Source organism: Hymenobacter daeguensis, from assembly GCF_054780555.1.
On record NZ_BAAGWC010000010.1, the window covers coordinates 131,440 to 146,472 of the forward strand.

11 protein-coding genes and 1 riboswitch are annotated in these 15,033 nt (G+C 64.5%); of the genes, 6 read left to right on the top strand and 5 right to left on the bottom strand.

All coding sequences use genetic code 11. The features are described 5' to 3' along the window. Positions 1 to 195: 195 nt before the first annotated feature. The 5 genes from ACYVHT_RS13080 to ACYVHT_RS13100 form a co-directional block, all read right to left on the bottom strand. Positions 196 to 2,067 (bottom strand): diflavin oxidoreductase, encoded by a 1,872-nt coding sequence (locus tag ACYVHT_RS13080; protein WP_460552263.1) that lies wholly within the window; start codon positions 2,065 to 2,067, stop codon positions 196 to 198. 207 nt (positions 2,068 to 2,274) lie between these two features. Continuing rightward, positions 2,275 to 3,093, bottom strand: coding sequence for a uroporphyrinogen-III C-methyltransferase (cobA, locus tag ACYVHT_RS13085; protein WP_460552266.1), 819 nt, complete (start codon positions 3,091 to 3,093; stop codon positions 2,275 to 2,277). Between the two features lie 140 nt (positions 3,094 to 3,233). After that, positions 3,234 to 4,526 carry a sulfate adenylyltransferase subunit 1 gene (locus ACYVHT_RS13090; RefSeq protein WP_460552269.1) on the bottom strand — a complete coding sequence of 431 codons (1,293 nt, stop codon included), beginning with the start codon at positions 4,524 to 4,526 and terminating at the stop codon, positions 3,234 to 3,236. 163 nt (positions 4,527 to 4,689) lie between these two features. Beyond that, complete coding sequence (cysD, locus tag ACYVHT_RS13095; RefSeq protein ID WP_460552272.1) at positions 4,690 to 5,604, bottom strand: sulfate adenylyltransferase subunit CysD; 915 nt, start codon at positions 5,602 to 5,604, stop codon at positions 4,690 to 4,692. Between the two features lie 141 nt (positions 5,605 to 5,745). Next, positions 5,746 to 6,504, bottom strand: coding sequence for a phosphoadenosine phosphosulfate reductase family protein (locus ACYVHT_RS13100; protein WP_460552276.1), 759 nt, complete (start codon positions 6,502 to 6,504; stop codon positions 5,746 to 5,748). Positions 6,505 to 6,773: 269 nt separating this feature from the next. Next, positions 6,774 to 6,862, bottom strand: a riboswitch (SAM riboswitch). 204 nt (positions 6,863 to 7,066) lie between these two features. Here ACYVHT_RS13100 and ACYVHT_RS13105 point away from each other — a divergent pair. The 6 genes from ACYVHT_RS13105 to ACYVHT_RS13130 all read left to right on the top strand — a co-directional run bounded on the left by ACYVHT_RS13105 (position 7,067) and on the right by ACYVHT_RS13130 (position 14,941). Next, positions 7,067 to 7,645, top strand: coding sequence for an RNA polymerase sigma factor (locus ACYVHT_RS13105; protein ID WP_460552279.1), 579 nt, complete (start codon positions 7,067 to 7,069; stop codon positions 7,643 to 7,645). 269 nt (positions 7,646 to 7,914) lie between these two features. Then, positions 7,915 to 8,721 (top strand): hypothetical protein, encoded by an 807-nt coding sequence (locus ACYVHT_RS13110; protein WP_460552282.1) that lies wholly within the window; start codon positions 7,915 to 7,917, stop codon positions 8,719 to 8,721. Beyond that, the gene (locus ACYVHT_RS13115) at positions 8,718 to 10,004 is read left to right on the top strand and encodes a hypothetical protein (protein WP_460552284.1); all 1,287 of its coding nucleotides are present in this window, start codon (positions 8,718 to 8,720) and stop codon (positions 10,002 to 10,004) included. The genes ACYVHT_RS13110 and ACYVHT_RS13115 overlap by 4 nt, the downstream gene beginning before the upstream one ends. A gap of 149 nt (positions 10,005 to 10,153) precedes the next feature. Next, positions 10,154 to 10,672: a PPC domain-containing DNA-binding protein gene (locus tag ACYVHT_RS13120; protein ID WP_460552287.1), complete on the top strand. Its 519-nt coding sequence runs from the start codon at positions 10,154 to 10,156 to the stop codon at positions 10,670 to 10,672. A gap of 198 nt (positions 10,673 to 10,870) precedes the next feature. Then, positions 10,871 to 12,811 carry a DUF3857 domain-containing protein gene (locus tag ACYVHT_RS13125; protein WP_460552290.1) on the top strand — a complete coding sequence of 647 codons (1,941 nt, stop codon included), beginning with the start codon at positions 10,871 to 10,873 and terminating at the stop codon, positions 12,809 to 12,811. 153 nt (positions 12,812 to 12,964) lie between these two features. Continuing rightward, positions 12,965 to 14,941: a DUF3857 domain-containing protein gene (locus ACYVHT_RS13130; RefSeq protein WP_460552294.1), complete on the top strand. Its 1,977-nt coding sequence runs from the start codon at positions 12,965 to 12,967 to the stop codon at positions 14,939 to 14,941. Positions 14,942 to 15,033: the final 92 nt, after the last annotated feature.

A 15,033-nucleotide genomic window follows, 5' to 3' on the forward strand; every position in this document is an offset into this window, starting at 1 on the left:
TTCTGGCGGGTTGCCTCACCCCCGACCCCTCTCCGGGGGAGAGGGGAGCCGAGGCGGCGCGGGGAGGTGATTGTAGCACATGCTTTAGCTTGTGCGACGTTGGGTTTTGATTGTTCTGGCAATGCACAAGCTGAAGCATGTGCTACGAGTCGTCCGGCTCCCCTCTCCCCCGGAGAGGGGCCGGGGGTGAGGCTTTTAATACACGTCCTCCAAATAGCGGCGCTGCTTGCGCAGGTTCTTCACGTAGGCCGCCGCGTCCTCGGCCGACACGCCAGCTTCGCGCTGCACCACCTGCGCCAGGGCCGTTTGCACGGCCCCTCCCAGGCGGTTTTTATCGCCGCACACGTAGAGCTGCGCGCCGTTTTCGAGCCAGCCGAATACGTCGCGGCTGTTTTCCAGCAGGCGGTCCTGCACGTAGATTTTCTCGGCCTGGTCGCGGGAGAAAGCCACGTCGAGCTTGGCCAGGGTGCCTTTTTTGAGGTGCTGCTGCCACTCGGCCTGGTACAGGAAATCGGTGGTGAAGTGCGGGTTGCCGAACAGCAGCCAGTTGCGGCCGGCGGCGCCCAGCTCGGCCCGCTCCTGCACGAAGGCCCGGAACGGCGCGATGCCCGTGCCCGCGCCCACCATGATGATGTCGGTATCGAAATTCTGGGGCAGCTTGAAGTACTCGTTGTGCTCCACGAACACGCGGGCCTCGTCGCCCACCGCCACGCGGTCGGCCAGAAAGGACGAGCACACGCCCTGCTTGCGGCGGCCGTGGGCCTCGTAGCGCACGGCGCCCACGGTGAGGTGCACCTCGTCGGGGTAGGCCAGCAGGCTGCTGGCGATGGAATAGGCGCGGCTGGGCAGCGGGCGCAGCGTGTCGGCCAGCAGCTGGGCGGTGAGCTGGTCGGTGGGGAAATCGGTGAGCAGGTCGGCCACGTCGCGGCCGTAGAGGTAGGGCTGCAGGCGGGTGGTGTCGGCCAGCAGGCCGTGCAGCTCGGCGTGGGGAGCCAGGGCGGCGTAGCGTTCCAGCACGTCGCGGGTGAGCACGGTGAGCTCGCGGCGGCTGGCCAGGGCGGCGGCCAGCGGCAGGCTTTCGGCCCCCAGCTGCACCGGGGCCGAGTCGGAGAGGCGGGCGGCGCGCAGCACTTCCTCCACCAGCGGGTCGTGGTTGCGGGGGCGCACGGCCAGCGCGTCGCCGGGCGCAAAGCGCAGGCCCGAGCCGGCCAAATCCAGCTCGAGGTGGTAGGTTTCCTTGGTCGAGCCGCGCCCGTTCAGCTGGATGCTTTCGAGCACCCGCGCCGGCCAGGGGTTTTCGCGGGTGAACTCGGCAATGGGTGAATGAGTGAATGGCTGAATGGGTGAATTGTCGGCCGGAACAGTGGCCGCTACCGCAGTGCCTGAAGCGGCCGAAGCCGCTGCCGGAGCTTCTGATGCAGCGGCCGGGGCGGCGGTGCCCGCAATCTGCTCCAGTACGGCCTCAACCCACTGGCTGGCGGCGGCCTGGTAGTCCACGTCGGCATCCACGCGGTCGAGCAGGCGGGTGCCGCCCAGCTCCGCCAGGCGCTGGTCGAACTCCTTGCCGGTCTGGCAGAAGTGCAGGTAGCTGCTGTCACCCAGCGCCAGCACGGCGAAATGCAGGTTCGGCAGCTTGGGCGCGCGCGGGCCGTGGAGGAACTGATGCAGCTCCTCGGCCGAAATGGGCGGCTCGCCCTCGCCGTGCGTGCTCACCACCACGAGCATATTCTGCTCCTGCGCCAGCTGCCGGGCGGGGTAGTCGTTCATGTCGCGCACCTCGGCCGTGAGGCCGCGCAGCTTAGCAGCCTCCGCAGCCTGCTGGGCCACTTTTTTGCCGTTGCCGGTGTGCGAGCCGTACAGAATGGTCAGCTTCGGAGCCGGAGCTGTTGCTACTGCTGCTACTGCTACGGCGGCTGGCGCGACAGCTGCAACTGTCGCGCCGCCGCCGGTGGCCTGGCCGTATAAGTAGCCGCTCAGCCACAGCAGCTGGTTGGCCGAGAGGTTGGCCGTGAGCTGCTGAAGCTGCGCTTCGTCGAGGTGCGGGGGGAGGATGGGGAGCGTGGGCATGGCTGTTCTGGCGGGTTCACCTCACCCCCCGGCCCCCTCTCCTGCGGAGAGGGGGAGCCACGGCGGCGCGGATAAATACTTGTAGCACATGCTTTAGCTTGTGCAACGTTAGGTTTTGTTCGGGCAATGCACAAGCTGAAACATGTGCTACAAGTCGTCAGGCTCCCCCTCTCCGCAGGAGAGGGGGCCGGGGGTGAGGTGAACCCGTCAGGCCACCCGCGCATAGCGCAGCAGCTCCGGCAGCAAATCAGTAGCGGCGTCTGCCCCGGCAGCGGCCACGGCGGCCGGCTGCTTCAGCAGCCGCACCACCTCGCCCAGCACAATCACGGCCGGCGCACCCAGGCCGGCGCGGCCCGACCGTTCGGCGATATCAGCCACGGTGCCGGCCACCACGCGGGCGGTGGGCAGCGTGCCGTTCTGGACGATGGCGGCCGGCACCTCAGCCCCGCCGTAGCGGGCAAACAGGGCCGCGATTTCCGCCAGCCGGTTCATGCCCATCAGGATAACCGTGGTCACGGTGGGCGTCTGGGCCGCTTCGAGCAGGGCCGCCGACAGCTGCTCGTCGGCCGTGGTGGCCGTCAGCACCCGGAAGCCTTCGCTCAGGCCGCGGTGAGTGGCCGGGATGCCCACGCTGCCCATGGCCGCCACCGCGCTGCTGATGCCCGGCACGTAGTCCGTGGGCAGGCCGTGGGCTTCGGCGTACAGCATCTCCTCGCGCCCCCGGCCGAACACGAACGGGTCGCCGCCCTTCAGCCGCACCACGTGGCCGTGCCGGTAAGCCTGCTGCACAATCAGCTCGTTGATGCCTTCCTGAGTGTAGGCCTTGAAGCCGCTGCGCTTGCCCACGAAAACCAGCGGTACGCCGGGGCGGGCGTGGGTCAGCAGGGCGTCATTGGCCAGCGCGTCGTAAAGCACCACGTCGGCTTCGGCCAGGGCCCGGGCGCCGCGCAGCGTCAGTAGCTCCGGGTCGCCGGGGCCCGCGCCGACTACCGTCAGGCGGGGCAGGAAAAGGGGGGAATCAGCCATGATACTGATGGGGTTTTAAAGTCTGTAGGGTGCGGGGCTTGCCCTCGCCCGGTGTTAGGTTGGGGGCGGTTGTCCGGCTTCGTTGCTTCGGCGCGAACGGCGGGCGGGGGCAAGCCCCGCACCCTACACCGAATAGCCGGTCAGATGGAAAAAGCGGCCTCGGCCGGCACTTCCTCGGTGAAATAGTCCGGGTCGGTGGCGGCGACCAGGCCGGCGGCCAGGGTGGCGCCGGTCTGCTCATCAACCAGGATGAAGGCGCCGGTCACGCGGTTCTGGCGGTACTCGTCGGCCACCAGGGGCAGGGCGGTTTTCAGGCGCACCCGCACGATGTCGTTCAGTCGGGCTTCGTCGGCCCCCTGGCTTTCGAAGGTTTCGATGTTGGTTTTCTGCAGGATGGTGGTCACGGCGGCTTTCACGGTGGCAGAATGGTGCTGCAGCAGCAGCTTGCGGCCGGCACGCAGGGGCCGCTCGTCCATCCAGCAGAGGGTGGCTTCGAGCTCGCGCACCACGGCCGGGTGGGCCGAAACGGGCACGATGGTCGCGCCCCGGCTCACGTCCACGTCGTCGCGCAGGCGCAGCACCACGCCCTGGGGGGCGCTGGCCGCCGCCACTTCCTGCTGGTTCACTTCGATGGCCTCAATCACCGTTTCCAGGCCCGAGGGCCAGATGCGGACCCGGTCGCCGGGCCGGTAGGTGCCGCTCTGGATGCGGCCGGCGTAGCCCCGGTAGTCGGGCAGCTCCTCGGTCTGCGGCCGAATCACATACTGCACCTGGAAGCGCGGCTCGTTGGGGTTGGCGTCCACGGTGGCGGGCACGCTTTCGAGGTGCTCCAGCAAGCTCGGGCCCTGGTACCAGGGCAGGAAATCGGAGCGGCGCACCACGTTGTCGCCGTGCAGCGCGCTCAGCGGAATGGCCGTCACATTCGGCAGCTTCAGCTGCTCGGCAATGGCGGTGTAGTCGGCCACGATTTTCTGAAAAACCACTTCCTCGTGGCCCACCAAATCCATCTTGTTCACGGCCAGCACGAAGTGCTGAATGCCCAGCAGCGAGGCCAGCAGCGTGTGCCGGCGGGTCTGCTCAATCACGCCCTGGCGGGCATCCACGAGCACAATGGCCAGGTCGGCGTTGCTTGCGCCCGTCACCATGTTGCGGGTGTACTGCACGTGGCCCGGCGCGTCGGTGATGATGAATTTGCGGCGCGGCGTGGTGAAGTATTTGTGCGCCACGTCGATGGTGATGCCCTGTTCGCGCTCGGCCTTCAGGCCATCGGTGAGCAGCGCCAAATCAACGTCGCCGCCGGTAGTGGCGCGGCGCTTTTCCAGCGTCGCCAGCACGTCGAGCGACACCGAGTCGCTGTCATAAAGCAGACGGCCAATGAGCGTGCTCTTGCCGTCGTCGACGCTGCCGCAGGTGATGAATCGGAGAAGGTCCATTTTGGTAATGATTAATGGTTAGCGGTTAATGATTAATGGGTGGATTCGACTCATTAATAATCGACCAATAGGGGAAGTCCGTTAATGATTAGCGGTTAATAATGGATGAGGTAAGTTGAGCGATGCACAATTCATTAATCACTGACCATTAATCACTAATCATTTAGAAATACCCGTTTCGCTTCCGGTCCTCCATCCCCGTTTCGGAGAGGTTGTCATCGAGCCGGGTGGCGCCGCGCTCACTCACTTTGGCCAGCAGCAGGTCCTGGATGATGTCGTCCACGGAGGCGGCGTCGCTTTCCACGGCCGCCGTGCAGGTCGAGTCGCCCACGGTGCGGAAGCGCACGCGGCGGTTCACGATTTCGTCGGTTTCGTCGAGGTTCAGGTGCTCGCTGAAGCCCAGCAGCTGGCCGCTGGGCAGCACCACGCACTGGCGCTCGTGCGAGAAGTAAATCTCTGGCAGCCGGATGTTTTCGCGCTGGATGTAGCTCCACACATCGAGCTCGGTCCAGTTCGAGATGGGGAACACGCGCACGTTCTCGCCCTTCTGAATGCGGCCGTTGTAGATGTTCCACAGCTCCGGACGCTGGCGCTTGGGGTCCCACTGGCCAAAGTCGTCGCGCACCGAAAAAATCCGCTCCTTGGCCCGGGCCTTCTCCTCGTCGCGCCGCGCCCCGCCGATGCAGGCGTCGAACTCGAATTCCTCAATCACGTCGAGCAGGGTGTAGGTCTGCAGCGGGTTGCGGCTGGGGTACTTGCCGCCCGGCTCGCGCAGGCCACGCTCCCGAATGGTGTCCTCCACCTTGCGCACAATCAGCTTTTCGCCCAGGCGGGCCGCCAATTCATCCCGGTAGTTGATGATTTCTTCGAAGTTGTGGCCCGTGTCGATGTGCACCAGCGGGAACGGAAACTTGCCCGGCCGGAAGGCTTTTTCGGCCAGCCGGGTGAGGGCGATGGAGTCTTTGCCGCCCGAGAACAGCAGCGCGGGCCGCTCAAACTGGCCGGCTACTTCGCGCAGAATATGAATAGCTTCGGCCTCTAAACGGTCGAGGTAGTCGAGATAAGCAGGGGTTGGCATGGGCAATAGAAATTCAGCGCCCGAAAAAAATCGGGCAAAATGGATAAGCCGGAAAAGGATGGGTGGGATAAGGCCCGCTTGCGGTGCCTTTGGGGAAGAAAGTAGCGCCAGCGGCCCGGCCGCCAGCGCATCGGTTCGGGCCTAGCCCGGCACCTGCTCCACCACCGGGTCGAGGCCCTGGTGGGCGGTGGTGGCGTGGAGGCCGCACTCCTTAGCGGCGGCATCTTCCCACCACCAGCGGCCGGCGCGGAAATCCTCGCCCGGCGCAATGGCGCGGGTGCACGGGGCGCAGCCGATGCTCACAAAACCCTTCTGATGCAGGGGGTTAACCGGGATGCCGTGGGCCTGGGCAAAATTCCAGGCCTGCTCCCAGGTCCAGTCGAAGAGCGGGTGCACTTTGATGAGCTGGTGGCCGGCGTCCCACTCGGCCGGGTGCATGGTCTGGCGGTTCTGCGACTGCTCGGCGCGAATGCCCGTTACCCAAACCTGCTGGCCGGCCAGCGCGCGGGAAAGCGGCTCCACCTTGCGGATATTGCAGCACTCCTTGCGGTTTTCAATGCTCTCATAGAAGCTGTTAGGGCCTTTCTGGCGGGTCAGCACCTCGATGGCGGCAGCGTTGGGAGCGAAGACTTCGATGGGCTTGTCGTAGCGCAGCAGGGTCTTGTTCCAGGTGGAGTAGGTTTCCTGAAAATTGCGGCCCGTGTCGAGGGTAAAAACCCGGATGGGCAGGTCGTTTTCGAAGATGAGATGGGTGATAATCTGGTCTTCGAGGCCGAAGGAAGTGGAAAACGAAGCGCGGCCGGGAAAGTGGTCGGCCAGCAGGGCCAGGGTTTCGGCTACCGAGTGTTCGGGCAGGTAGCGGCGCAGGTCAGCGACCTGGCTTTCAAGAGGTAATGCCATGAGGAGAGGGGAGTTTTTTTCCGTGGGAAAAAACCGAAAGAGGCCGCGAAGGCCGCAAAAACCCGCTACGCGTCGCGCAATGAATCAATCACCACAAAAGGGGAAGCGGGGTGGCCGCCGCAGCGGCCGCAGGAAGAGGAGCCCTGGCTCAACAACCAGCAATTGCCCCCAGCATACAGGCCAGAGGACACGGCATGCAACAACACATCTGACCCGAAGCGGCAGAGGTGGCAAATTGCAGGCGGCGGTTGAGGGAATTGCTCACGGCGTTTTTATATGTCAGGACTTGGCACCGTTCCAACTAGTGGGGGTTGCCGGCGTTTCGTCGAGCCTGTCTCTCCGCGCCTCTGTATAAAAAATCTCAGCGACCCAAACGGGTAACACTGAGGCAAAGGTAAAGAATGGTTTTGCGAAATGCCAAAATTTTGTTTCGCGGTGGTGTAACTGGCTCCCCGGCGAAAAGGTTTGGCGGCGTCCCAAATCGGCGTAATTTGCCATGCAACCCCTGAACCCAACGCTTGGTCTATGGGTTGCTTAAGCACTTCAACTCCTCGTTTTCTGCATGGAAGCCCTGTCCATATCCGCCTACGTCGACATCAACGCCCCGCTGGTGGAGCGCTGCCGCCTCAACGACCGCCAGGCCCAGGCCGAGATTTACCGGCGCTACTCCAAGGCCATGTTCAACGCCGCCCTGCGCATCACCGGCGACTATGCCGAGGCCGAAGATGTGCTGCAGGAGTCGTTTCTGAGCGCCTTTCGGGAGCTGAGCGGCTACAAGGGCGACTCGTCGTTCGGGGCCTGGCTGAAGCGCATTGTGGTGAACAAAAGCATCAACTGCCTGCGGCAGCGGCGGCTGGCGCTGGTGCCGCTGGGCGAGCAGCACCACGAAGAACCGGCCGAAGCCAGCCCCGCCTCACCCGAAGACGAAGCCGATACCCACTACCGCGCCGACGTGCTGCGCCGCTGCATTCAGGAGCTGCCCGACGGCTACCGCGTGGTGCTGAGCCTCTACCTGCTGGAGGGCTACGACCACCTCGAAATTGCCGGCATCCTGGGCATTTCCGAATCCACCTCCAAATCGCAGTACAGCCGGGCGCGCGTCCGGCTGCGGGAGCTGGCCGCCCAGCGCGGCCTGAGCTAGCGTGAGACTAGGAGACATGAGATGTGAGACATGAGACTATAGAGAGGTGAGACATGAGATATAAGATGTCTTTTTCCATAAAATTTCCCACGTCTCACCTCTCCTCGTCTCATGTCTCAAGTCTCATAGTCTTATGTCTAAAAAAAACCTATCCAATTATTTAATTAACCGTTCAACTACCCTTCATCCTCTTTCGCCCGGCTGCGGTTTTCAAGATAACCCCGCCGCCCGCTCTGAACCTGGACGAACCGTGCGTCTGCTACTCATTCATGGATACTTCCAAAAATAAATCTCTTGAAACCTTCGTCGAGCGGCACCGCGCCGATTTCGACACCCACGAGCCGCGCCCCGACCTCTGGGCCGCGCTGGAGGAAAAGCTGAATGCCACCGCGCCCGAAACCCCGGTGATGCGCCTGGTTGATGAAGTGGCCGCGCCGGTAGCTGCTGCGGCCGCAGAAACCCCCGTGGCCGCCCCGGCGGCGGCGGCCCCGGCTGTCCGTTCGAGCTGGTTTCAGCGCTACGGCGTGGCGGCGGCGCTGGCGCTGCTGGTCTTTGCCGCCGGTGCCAGCGAAGCCTGGAAAGCGCGCCACACCACCCCGGAAGTGGCCGCTGCGGTCGGCCCTGCCGCCGATAACAGCAGCAGCAGCCTCGCGGCCAATGCCGATGATGCCGCCTTGTACCAGGGCGGCAACCCGCTGTCGCTCACGGCGGCCGAGCACACCACCGGGGCCGACAGCCAGCTGGTGCGGGCCGTGCGCGGCATGGAAGCTTACTACACCAACCAGCTGGCCCGCCGGCAGGCCGAGTTGAGCCAGCTCAGCGGCCCTGGCATGGCGGCTATGAATGCCGATTGGCAGCTGGAGCTGGTTTCGCTCGACTCCAGCTACCGCGAGCTGAAGCAGCAGCTCCTGCACCACCCGCAGCCCGACGCCGTGCTTACGGCCATGAACCGCAACCTGCAGGTGCGCCTCGACATCCTGGACCGGCAGCTGAACCTCGGCAATAGCAGCGGGGCCGCCGACGACCGCAGCACCGGGGCCTACGTGCTGGCCGATAGCCGCCACCAGGGCGAATGAAAAGGCCGCTGGCATTCCGAATAGGGCAGGGGCTGAGCTGCATTGGGCTGCTGCTTGGGCTGCTGCGCCCGGCCGCCGCCCAAACCTCATCGGGCCTGTGGGTGACGGTGGACCGGGGCGTGGCCATTCGGGTGCTCACGCCCGAGGCGCGGCGGGCCGAAGAAGCCCTGTTTGGCGCCGGCGAACAGCCGCAAGGGCCCGACCAGCCGGCGCAGAACCCTGCGCAGAATCCGCTGGTGGACCAGGCCGATGGCCAGCCCAGCGGCACCCTGCAGGTGGAGCAGCGCCGCCGCCTCAGCCGCAGCTACTCGGTGCCGAAAACCGGCCGCCCGTTTGCGCTCGAAACGCGCTACGGCCGCGTGCAAATCAATACCTGGAGCAAGCGCGAAATCAAGGTCGATGCCGAGCTGGTGGCCCGCGCCGAGAACGAAGCCGGGGCCCGCGTGGTGCTCGATGCGCTGGGCGTGCAATGGCTGGAATACGATGCCAAAACCGGTGGCGTGGCCGTGAGCACGCAGTTTGGCCCCGCCCTGCGCGGCCGGGCCGGCGGCTGCCGCTACGAGGTGAACTACACCGTGTGGCTGCCCCGCACCACGGCCCTGAAGGTGTACAACAGCTTTGGCGAAGTGACCCTGAACGGCGACCTCAGCGGCCCCACCGAGCTGGCCGTGGAGTATGGCACGCTGCGCACGGCCCGCCTCGAAGGCCCGCGCAACCTCGTCCGCATCGGCAACGGCGACTGCCGCATTGCCTTCGCCGGCCGCGCCAGCATCGACGCCAGCTACGCCCAGCTGCGGCTCGACACCGGCACCACCGTGGACTTGCGCAACAATTACTCCGACGTTGATATCGGGACCGTGCAAGACCTCACCGTGCACAGCAAATACGGCGACGTGGCCCTCGGCACGGTGCGCAACCTGCGCGGCTCGTCGGGCTACTCGCGCTTCACCATCGAAAAGCTCGATGAAGCTCTCGATATGGCTCTGCGCTACTGCCCAGATTTTGTGGTGCGCGACATGGGCGCCAACTTCCGCCAGGTGAACCTGGATGGCGGCTTCAGCACCATCCGGCTGGGCTTTGCCGAGGCGCCCGGCTTTCGGTTCGACGTGAGCACCGAGCAGGGGCAGCTCCTAGTTGATAAGGAGCTGGTGCGCGTGCTCTCGCAGGAAAACGGCCCCCAGACCAGCGACGTGCTGGGCACGTTCGGGGCGCTGGCTCCGGCGCGGCGGGCCGGCAATGTGAACATCAAGGTGCGCTACGGCACGGTGCGCTTTAGTAAGTAGGCCCAGTTGTTTTCTGCGCCGCCTGTCATCCTGAGCACAGCGAAGGACCTTCTCACCGTTGAATAGTTTGCAGTAATTCCAACCAGTTCGAACGTGATAAGGTCCTTCGCTGCGCTCAGGATGACAGGCGCATGACGTTCTTTGAGGCAATGTTAAAACGCCTCTTATTACTTCTCCTGCTGGCCGCCCCCGCGCTGTCCCAAACCCCGGCTGCCGTGCCCACTGCCCAATCTTCGCCTCTGAAAACCTACGCCCTGCGCCTCCGGCCCGGCGACGACCTGCGCCAGCAGCTCACGGCCTTTGTGCAGGCCCATCATATTCAGGCGGGTGCCATGCTAACCTGCGTGGGTAGCCTCACGGTGGCCACGCTGCGGCTGGCCAACCAGGAAGGACCCAGCGTGTACCGGGGCCATTTCGAGATTGTGTCGCTGGTAGGCACGCTGTCCGTCAACGGCTCGCACCTGCACCTGGCGGTTTCGGACAGCACGGGACGCACCATCGGCGGGCATCTGCTGGACGGCTGCCGGGTGTACACCACCGCCGAAATCGTGCTGGGCGAGCTGCCGGAGCTGGAGTTCCGGCGCGAGAAAGACGACACTTTCGGCTATCAGGAGCTGGTGGTTCGGCCGGCCCCTGCACCACTGAAGAAGGAGGCACCCCGCAAGTAAGCACGGGCTGTCGGCCGGGCATCGCGGCGCGTGGTAGCCGCCGCCGCCCGGCTGTAGAGGTGGCCGGGGCATGGAGGCTTGGGCGTAGTCGGGCAGCGCATCGGAAGGGGGGGGCGGGGCGTGGTTATTCCCACATTCCTATGCTAACTTTAGTGCGTATCCGCGCCTTCCCGTTTCCTTCGTTTCCATCGCTGTTTCATGTATTCTCCCAAGCTATTTCTACCACTATTCCTGCTCATTGGCCTGGCGGCCCGGGCCCAGGCCCCCAACAGCCAGCTGGTGACGGACATGAAAAAGCAGTATCCCGGCGAAAAAGCCGTGTACCTGGAGCTGCGCCAGGACCTGACCGTCGAAATCCGTAACGACTCGGTGCAGGTAGTGGCCCGGCACCACGCCGACATGCTGCACCTCGACGAGCAGTCGGCCATGTACGCCAACGACCGGGTGTACAGCTCCCACTTCAACCGCCTGCAAAAGCTGGAGGCCCGCACCATGGTGCCGAACGGCGAGAAGTTCAAGCCGGTGAAGGTGACCGAGTTCAAGGACAAGTTTGAGATTCAGTCGGGGGTGTTTTTCGACGATACCCGGTCGGTGTCGTTCTCGTTTCCGGCCATCACGCCCGGCGCCCGCACCGTGAGCGACTACACCGTGCGCCACGTCGATGCCCGGTTTGTGATGCCGTTTTTCGTGGGCTCCTACGTGCCCGTGAAGCACGCCGAGCTCACCATCACCGCGCCCAAAGGCACGCGCATCGGCTACAAGACTTTTCACGCCGAACACACGCCCATCAAATACACCAAGGAGGAAAAAGGCAGCACCGTGGTCTACCGCTGGGCGGCCGACAACCTGCCCAGCCCACCCCGCGAGGACGACGGCCCGGAGAGCAGCTACTACCTGCCGCACATCGTATTTTTTGTGGAAGAAGCCACTGTGGCCGGGCAGCAGCGCAAGCTCCTGGCTGGCGTGCCGGAACTCTACACCATGTACGCCGACTTCGTGAAGCGCATCGACCGGCAGCCCAGCCCGGCCCTGCAGCACCGCGTCGATTCGCTGATGGTGGGGGCCAAAACCGAGGAGGAAAAAGTACGCCGCGTGTACTATTGGGTGCAGGACAACGTGAAGTACATCGCCTTCGAGCAGGGCCTGCGCGGCTTCATTCCGCACGATGCCGGCCTGGTGTACGCCCGCCGCTACGGCGACTGCAAGGACATGGCCAACCTCACCAACGAGATGCTGCACCTGGCCGGCGTGAAAAATGCCTACCTCACCTGGGTGGGCACCCGCGACCTGCCCTACAAGTACGCCGAGCTGGCCACACCCGGCGTGGATAACCACATGATTGCGACCTACGAGCCCACCCCCGGCCAGTACGTGTTCCTCGATGCCACCAGCAAGCACACGCCCTACGGCATGCCCTCGGCCATGATTCAGGGCAAGGAAGGCCTGCTCGGGCTCGATGAAAAAAGCAGCCGCGTGGTGGGCATCCCGGTGATGGACAAGGCCCGCAGCGGCACCGACGACGCCTCCGTGCTCACCCTCGACGGCACCACCCTGCGCGGCACCGGCAAGCTGAGCATGGCCGGCTACACCAAAGTGACGCAGAGCTACGGCCTCGACGGCCTGGACCGCACCGACGAGCCCAAGTACATCAAGGCCCTGCTGGAGCGCGGCAACAACAAGTTCTTCGTCGACAAGTACAGCATCGCCAACCTCGACGCCCGCGACCAGCCCCTGAGCATCAGCTACGACTACCGCCTGCAGGACTACGTGCAGCAGGTGGACGACGAAGTGTACGTGAACCTCAACCTGGAGCGCCCCTACGCCACCGACCGCATCGACTCGACCACCCGCACGCTGCCCCGCTACAACGAGTACGCCCACACCGACCACACCCGCACCGAGCTGGTGGTGCCCGCCGGCTACGAGGTGAGCTACCTGCCGCCCGCCGCCCAGGCCCAGGGCGACGCCCTCGGCTTCCGGGTGAGCTACGAGCGCCAGGGCAACAAAATCATTCAGGACCGCGAGGTGTATGTGAATTACCTGCTGCTTCAGCCCCGGCAGTTCGGCAGCTGGAACCGGGTGGTGGGCAAGCTGGGCAGCGCCTACCGCGAGGTGGTGATTTTGAAGAAGAAGAAGTAACAACTATCGTCATCCTGAGCGCAGCGAAGGGCCTTATCACGTTTGAACAGCTTGCAGTAATCCAGACGGCGCAAGCGTGATAAGGTCTTTCGCTGCGCTCAGGATGACAGACTTGCCGAAACTCCAACCTACCCCAATTCCCAACCCCACGCAATGCGTCCTTTCTTCCTCGGCCTTTTTCTGCTCCTCACCGCCGCTGCCTCCGCCCAGAAACTCCCGTCCGACCTCGTGCACGCCGGCTACGAATGGGACACCAAGCGCCACCAGCGCCTGCCCATCACGGCCGGCGAAGAGGCCCTGCCGGCCGTGATGCTGCGCGACTTCACCAGCATCGAATACTACTACGACCAGAGCACGAAGGACATGCGCCTGTTTGCCACCGAGCACCGCATTGTGCGCGTGAATTCGTCGGACGGCATCGAGCAGTTCAATAAAATAGTGGTGCCGGTGCTGGAATCGGGCGCGCCGGTCGCCATCAAGGCCCGCACCATCAGCCCGCGCGGCGAGGTGCACGAGGTGAAGGCCGCCGACATGAAGGAGCTGAAGGATGCCGAGGGCAACCGCGGCTACCGCATTTTCGCCGTCGATGGCGTGGAAAAGGGCAGCGAGGTGGAGTATTACTACACCCGCGAGCGGCCGTTCAACCACTTCGGCAGCGAGGTGCTGCAAGGCGAAACCCCGGCCCACGACGTCACGTTCGAGCTGATTTCGCCCGAGGCCCTCACCTTCGAAGCCCGCACCTACCACGGCCCCGCCGCCGCCAAAGACACCACCGTGGCCGGCCACCGCGTGCTGCGCCTCACCCAGAAAAGCGTGCCCGGCCTGCGCGAAGAAGCCTTTGCCAACGTGGCTGCCCAGCGCATGCGCGTGGAGTACAAGCTGGCCTACGTGGCCAGTAAGGGCCAGGCTCGCCAGTTTACCTGGGCCGATGCCAGCCAGTACATGTACCGCACCATGACCGGCCTGGGCAAGGACGATGTGAAGGCCGTGGCCAGGGTGCTGACCGCCGCCCGGCTGCCCGTGGGCGGCCCGCTGCCCGAGCGCATTCGGGCCGCCGAAAACTACGTGAAGCTCAACTTCAACCTCGAAGAAAGCGCCAGCCCTGCTCTGGCCCAGGTGGTGGCCACGCACAACGCCCCGGAGGCCGGCTTCACGCACCTGCTGGCCGCCATCTACCGCACGCTGGGCGTGGAGTATGAGCTGGTGGTGACCAGCAGCCGCGAGGCCGCGCCCTTCGATGGCTCGTTCGATACCTGGGACTACCTCGACCATTTTGCGCTCTACTTTCCCGGCACCGGGCAGTTTCTGGCCCCCGGCCGGCCCGACCTGCGCTACGGCATGCTGCCGGCCGAGTGGACGGCCGGCTCCGGCCTGTTCATCAAGGGCGTGACGCTGGGCAATATCGAGTCGGCGGTGGGCCGGGTGAAGGACATTCCGGCCCTGCCCGCCGAGCAAAGCCCGCACGACATCGACGTGACCGTGGCCTTCGCCCCCGACCTGGAGAAGAGCACCGTGCAGCTCCGCCAGACGCTGGGCGGCTACCCGGCCGCGCAGATTCAGCCTTTCTGGGCCATGATTCCCGAAGCCAAGCGCACCGAAATCATGCAGGAGCTGCAGAAGTCGGTGGTGCCCGACGCCACCAACTTTCAGAAGCTGGAAGTGCGCAACGTGGAGCGCGGCCTGAGCCCGCTCGACAAGCCCTTCATCATCGAAAGCCAGCTCGAATCGGCGGCGCTGCTCGACAAGGCCGGGCCGCGCTACCTCTTCAAAATCGGCACGCTGCTGGGCCAGCAAACCGAGCTGTACCAGAAGGAGGAGCGCCAGTTCGACGTGGAAAACGACAACAACCGCCGCTACCTGCGCACCATCCGCTTCGAGGTGCCGGCCGGCTACGCCGTGCGCAACCTCGACGACCTGAACGTGGACGTGAAAGCCGGCCCCGACGCCGCCAAACCCGACTACAACTTCCATTCCTCCTACGTGCAGCAGGGCCAGACCATCACCGTGACGGTTGATGAGAATTACCGCCAAATCCGCTGGCCCAAGGCCGATTTTGAAGCCTTCCGCGCCGTGGTAAATGCCTCGGCCAACTGGAACAAAGTGGTGCTGGTGCTGGATAAGAAGAGTTGACGCCTTCGGCTTAATGAAGAATGAAGAATGAAGAATGAAGAATGAAGAATGAAGAATGAAGAATGAAGAATGAAGAATGAAGAATGAAGAAT

Bases quoted from the DNA above. Each gene is read 5' to 3' on its own strand.
- ACYVHT_RS13080 (WP_460552263.1), bottom strand. From the start codon at position 2,067: ATGCCCACGCTCCCCATCCTCCCCCCGCACCTCGACGAAGCGCAGCTT.
- cobA (WP_460552266.1), bottom strand. From the start codon at position 3,093: ATGGCTGATTCCCCCCTTTTCCTGCCCCGCCTGACGGTAGTCGGCGCG.
- ACYVHT_RS13090 (WP_460552269.1), bottom strand. From the start codon at position 4,526: ATGGACCTTCTCCGATTCATCACCTGCGGCAGCGTCGACGACGGCAAG.
- cysD (WP_460552272.1), bottom strand. From the start codon at position 5,604: ATGCCAACCCCTGCTTATCTCGACTACCTCGACCGTTTAGAGGCCGAA.
- ACYVHT_RS13100 (WP_460552276.1), bottom strand. From the start codon at position 6,504: ATGGCATTACCTCTTGAAAGCCAGGTCGCTGACCTGCGCCGCTACCTG.
- ACYVHT_RS13105 (WP_460552279.1), top strand. From the start codon at position 7,067: ATGGAAGCCCTGTCCATATCCGCCTACGTCGACATCAACGCCCCGCTG.
- ACYVHT_RS13110 (WP_460552282.1), top strand. From the start codon at position 7,915: ATGGATACTTCCAAAAATAAATCTCTTGAAACCTTCGTCGAGCGGCAC.
- ACYVHT_RS13115 (WP_460552284.1), top strand. From the start codon at position 8,718: ATGAAAAGGCCGCTGGCATTCCGAATAGGGCAGGGGCTGAGCTGCATT.
- ACYVHT_RS13120 (WP_460552287.1), top strand. From the start codon at position 10,154: ATGTTAAAACGCCTCTTATTACTTCTCCTGCTGGCCGCCCCCGCGCTG.
- ACYVHT_RS13125 (WP_460552290.1), top strand. From the start codon at position 10,871: ATGTATTCTCCCAAGCTATTTCTACCACTATTCCTGCTCATTGGCCTG.
- ACYVHT_RS13130 (WP_460552294.1), top strand. From the start codon at position 12,965: ATGCGTCCTTTCTTCCTCGGCCTTTTTCTGCTCCTCACCGCCGCTGCC.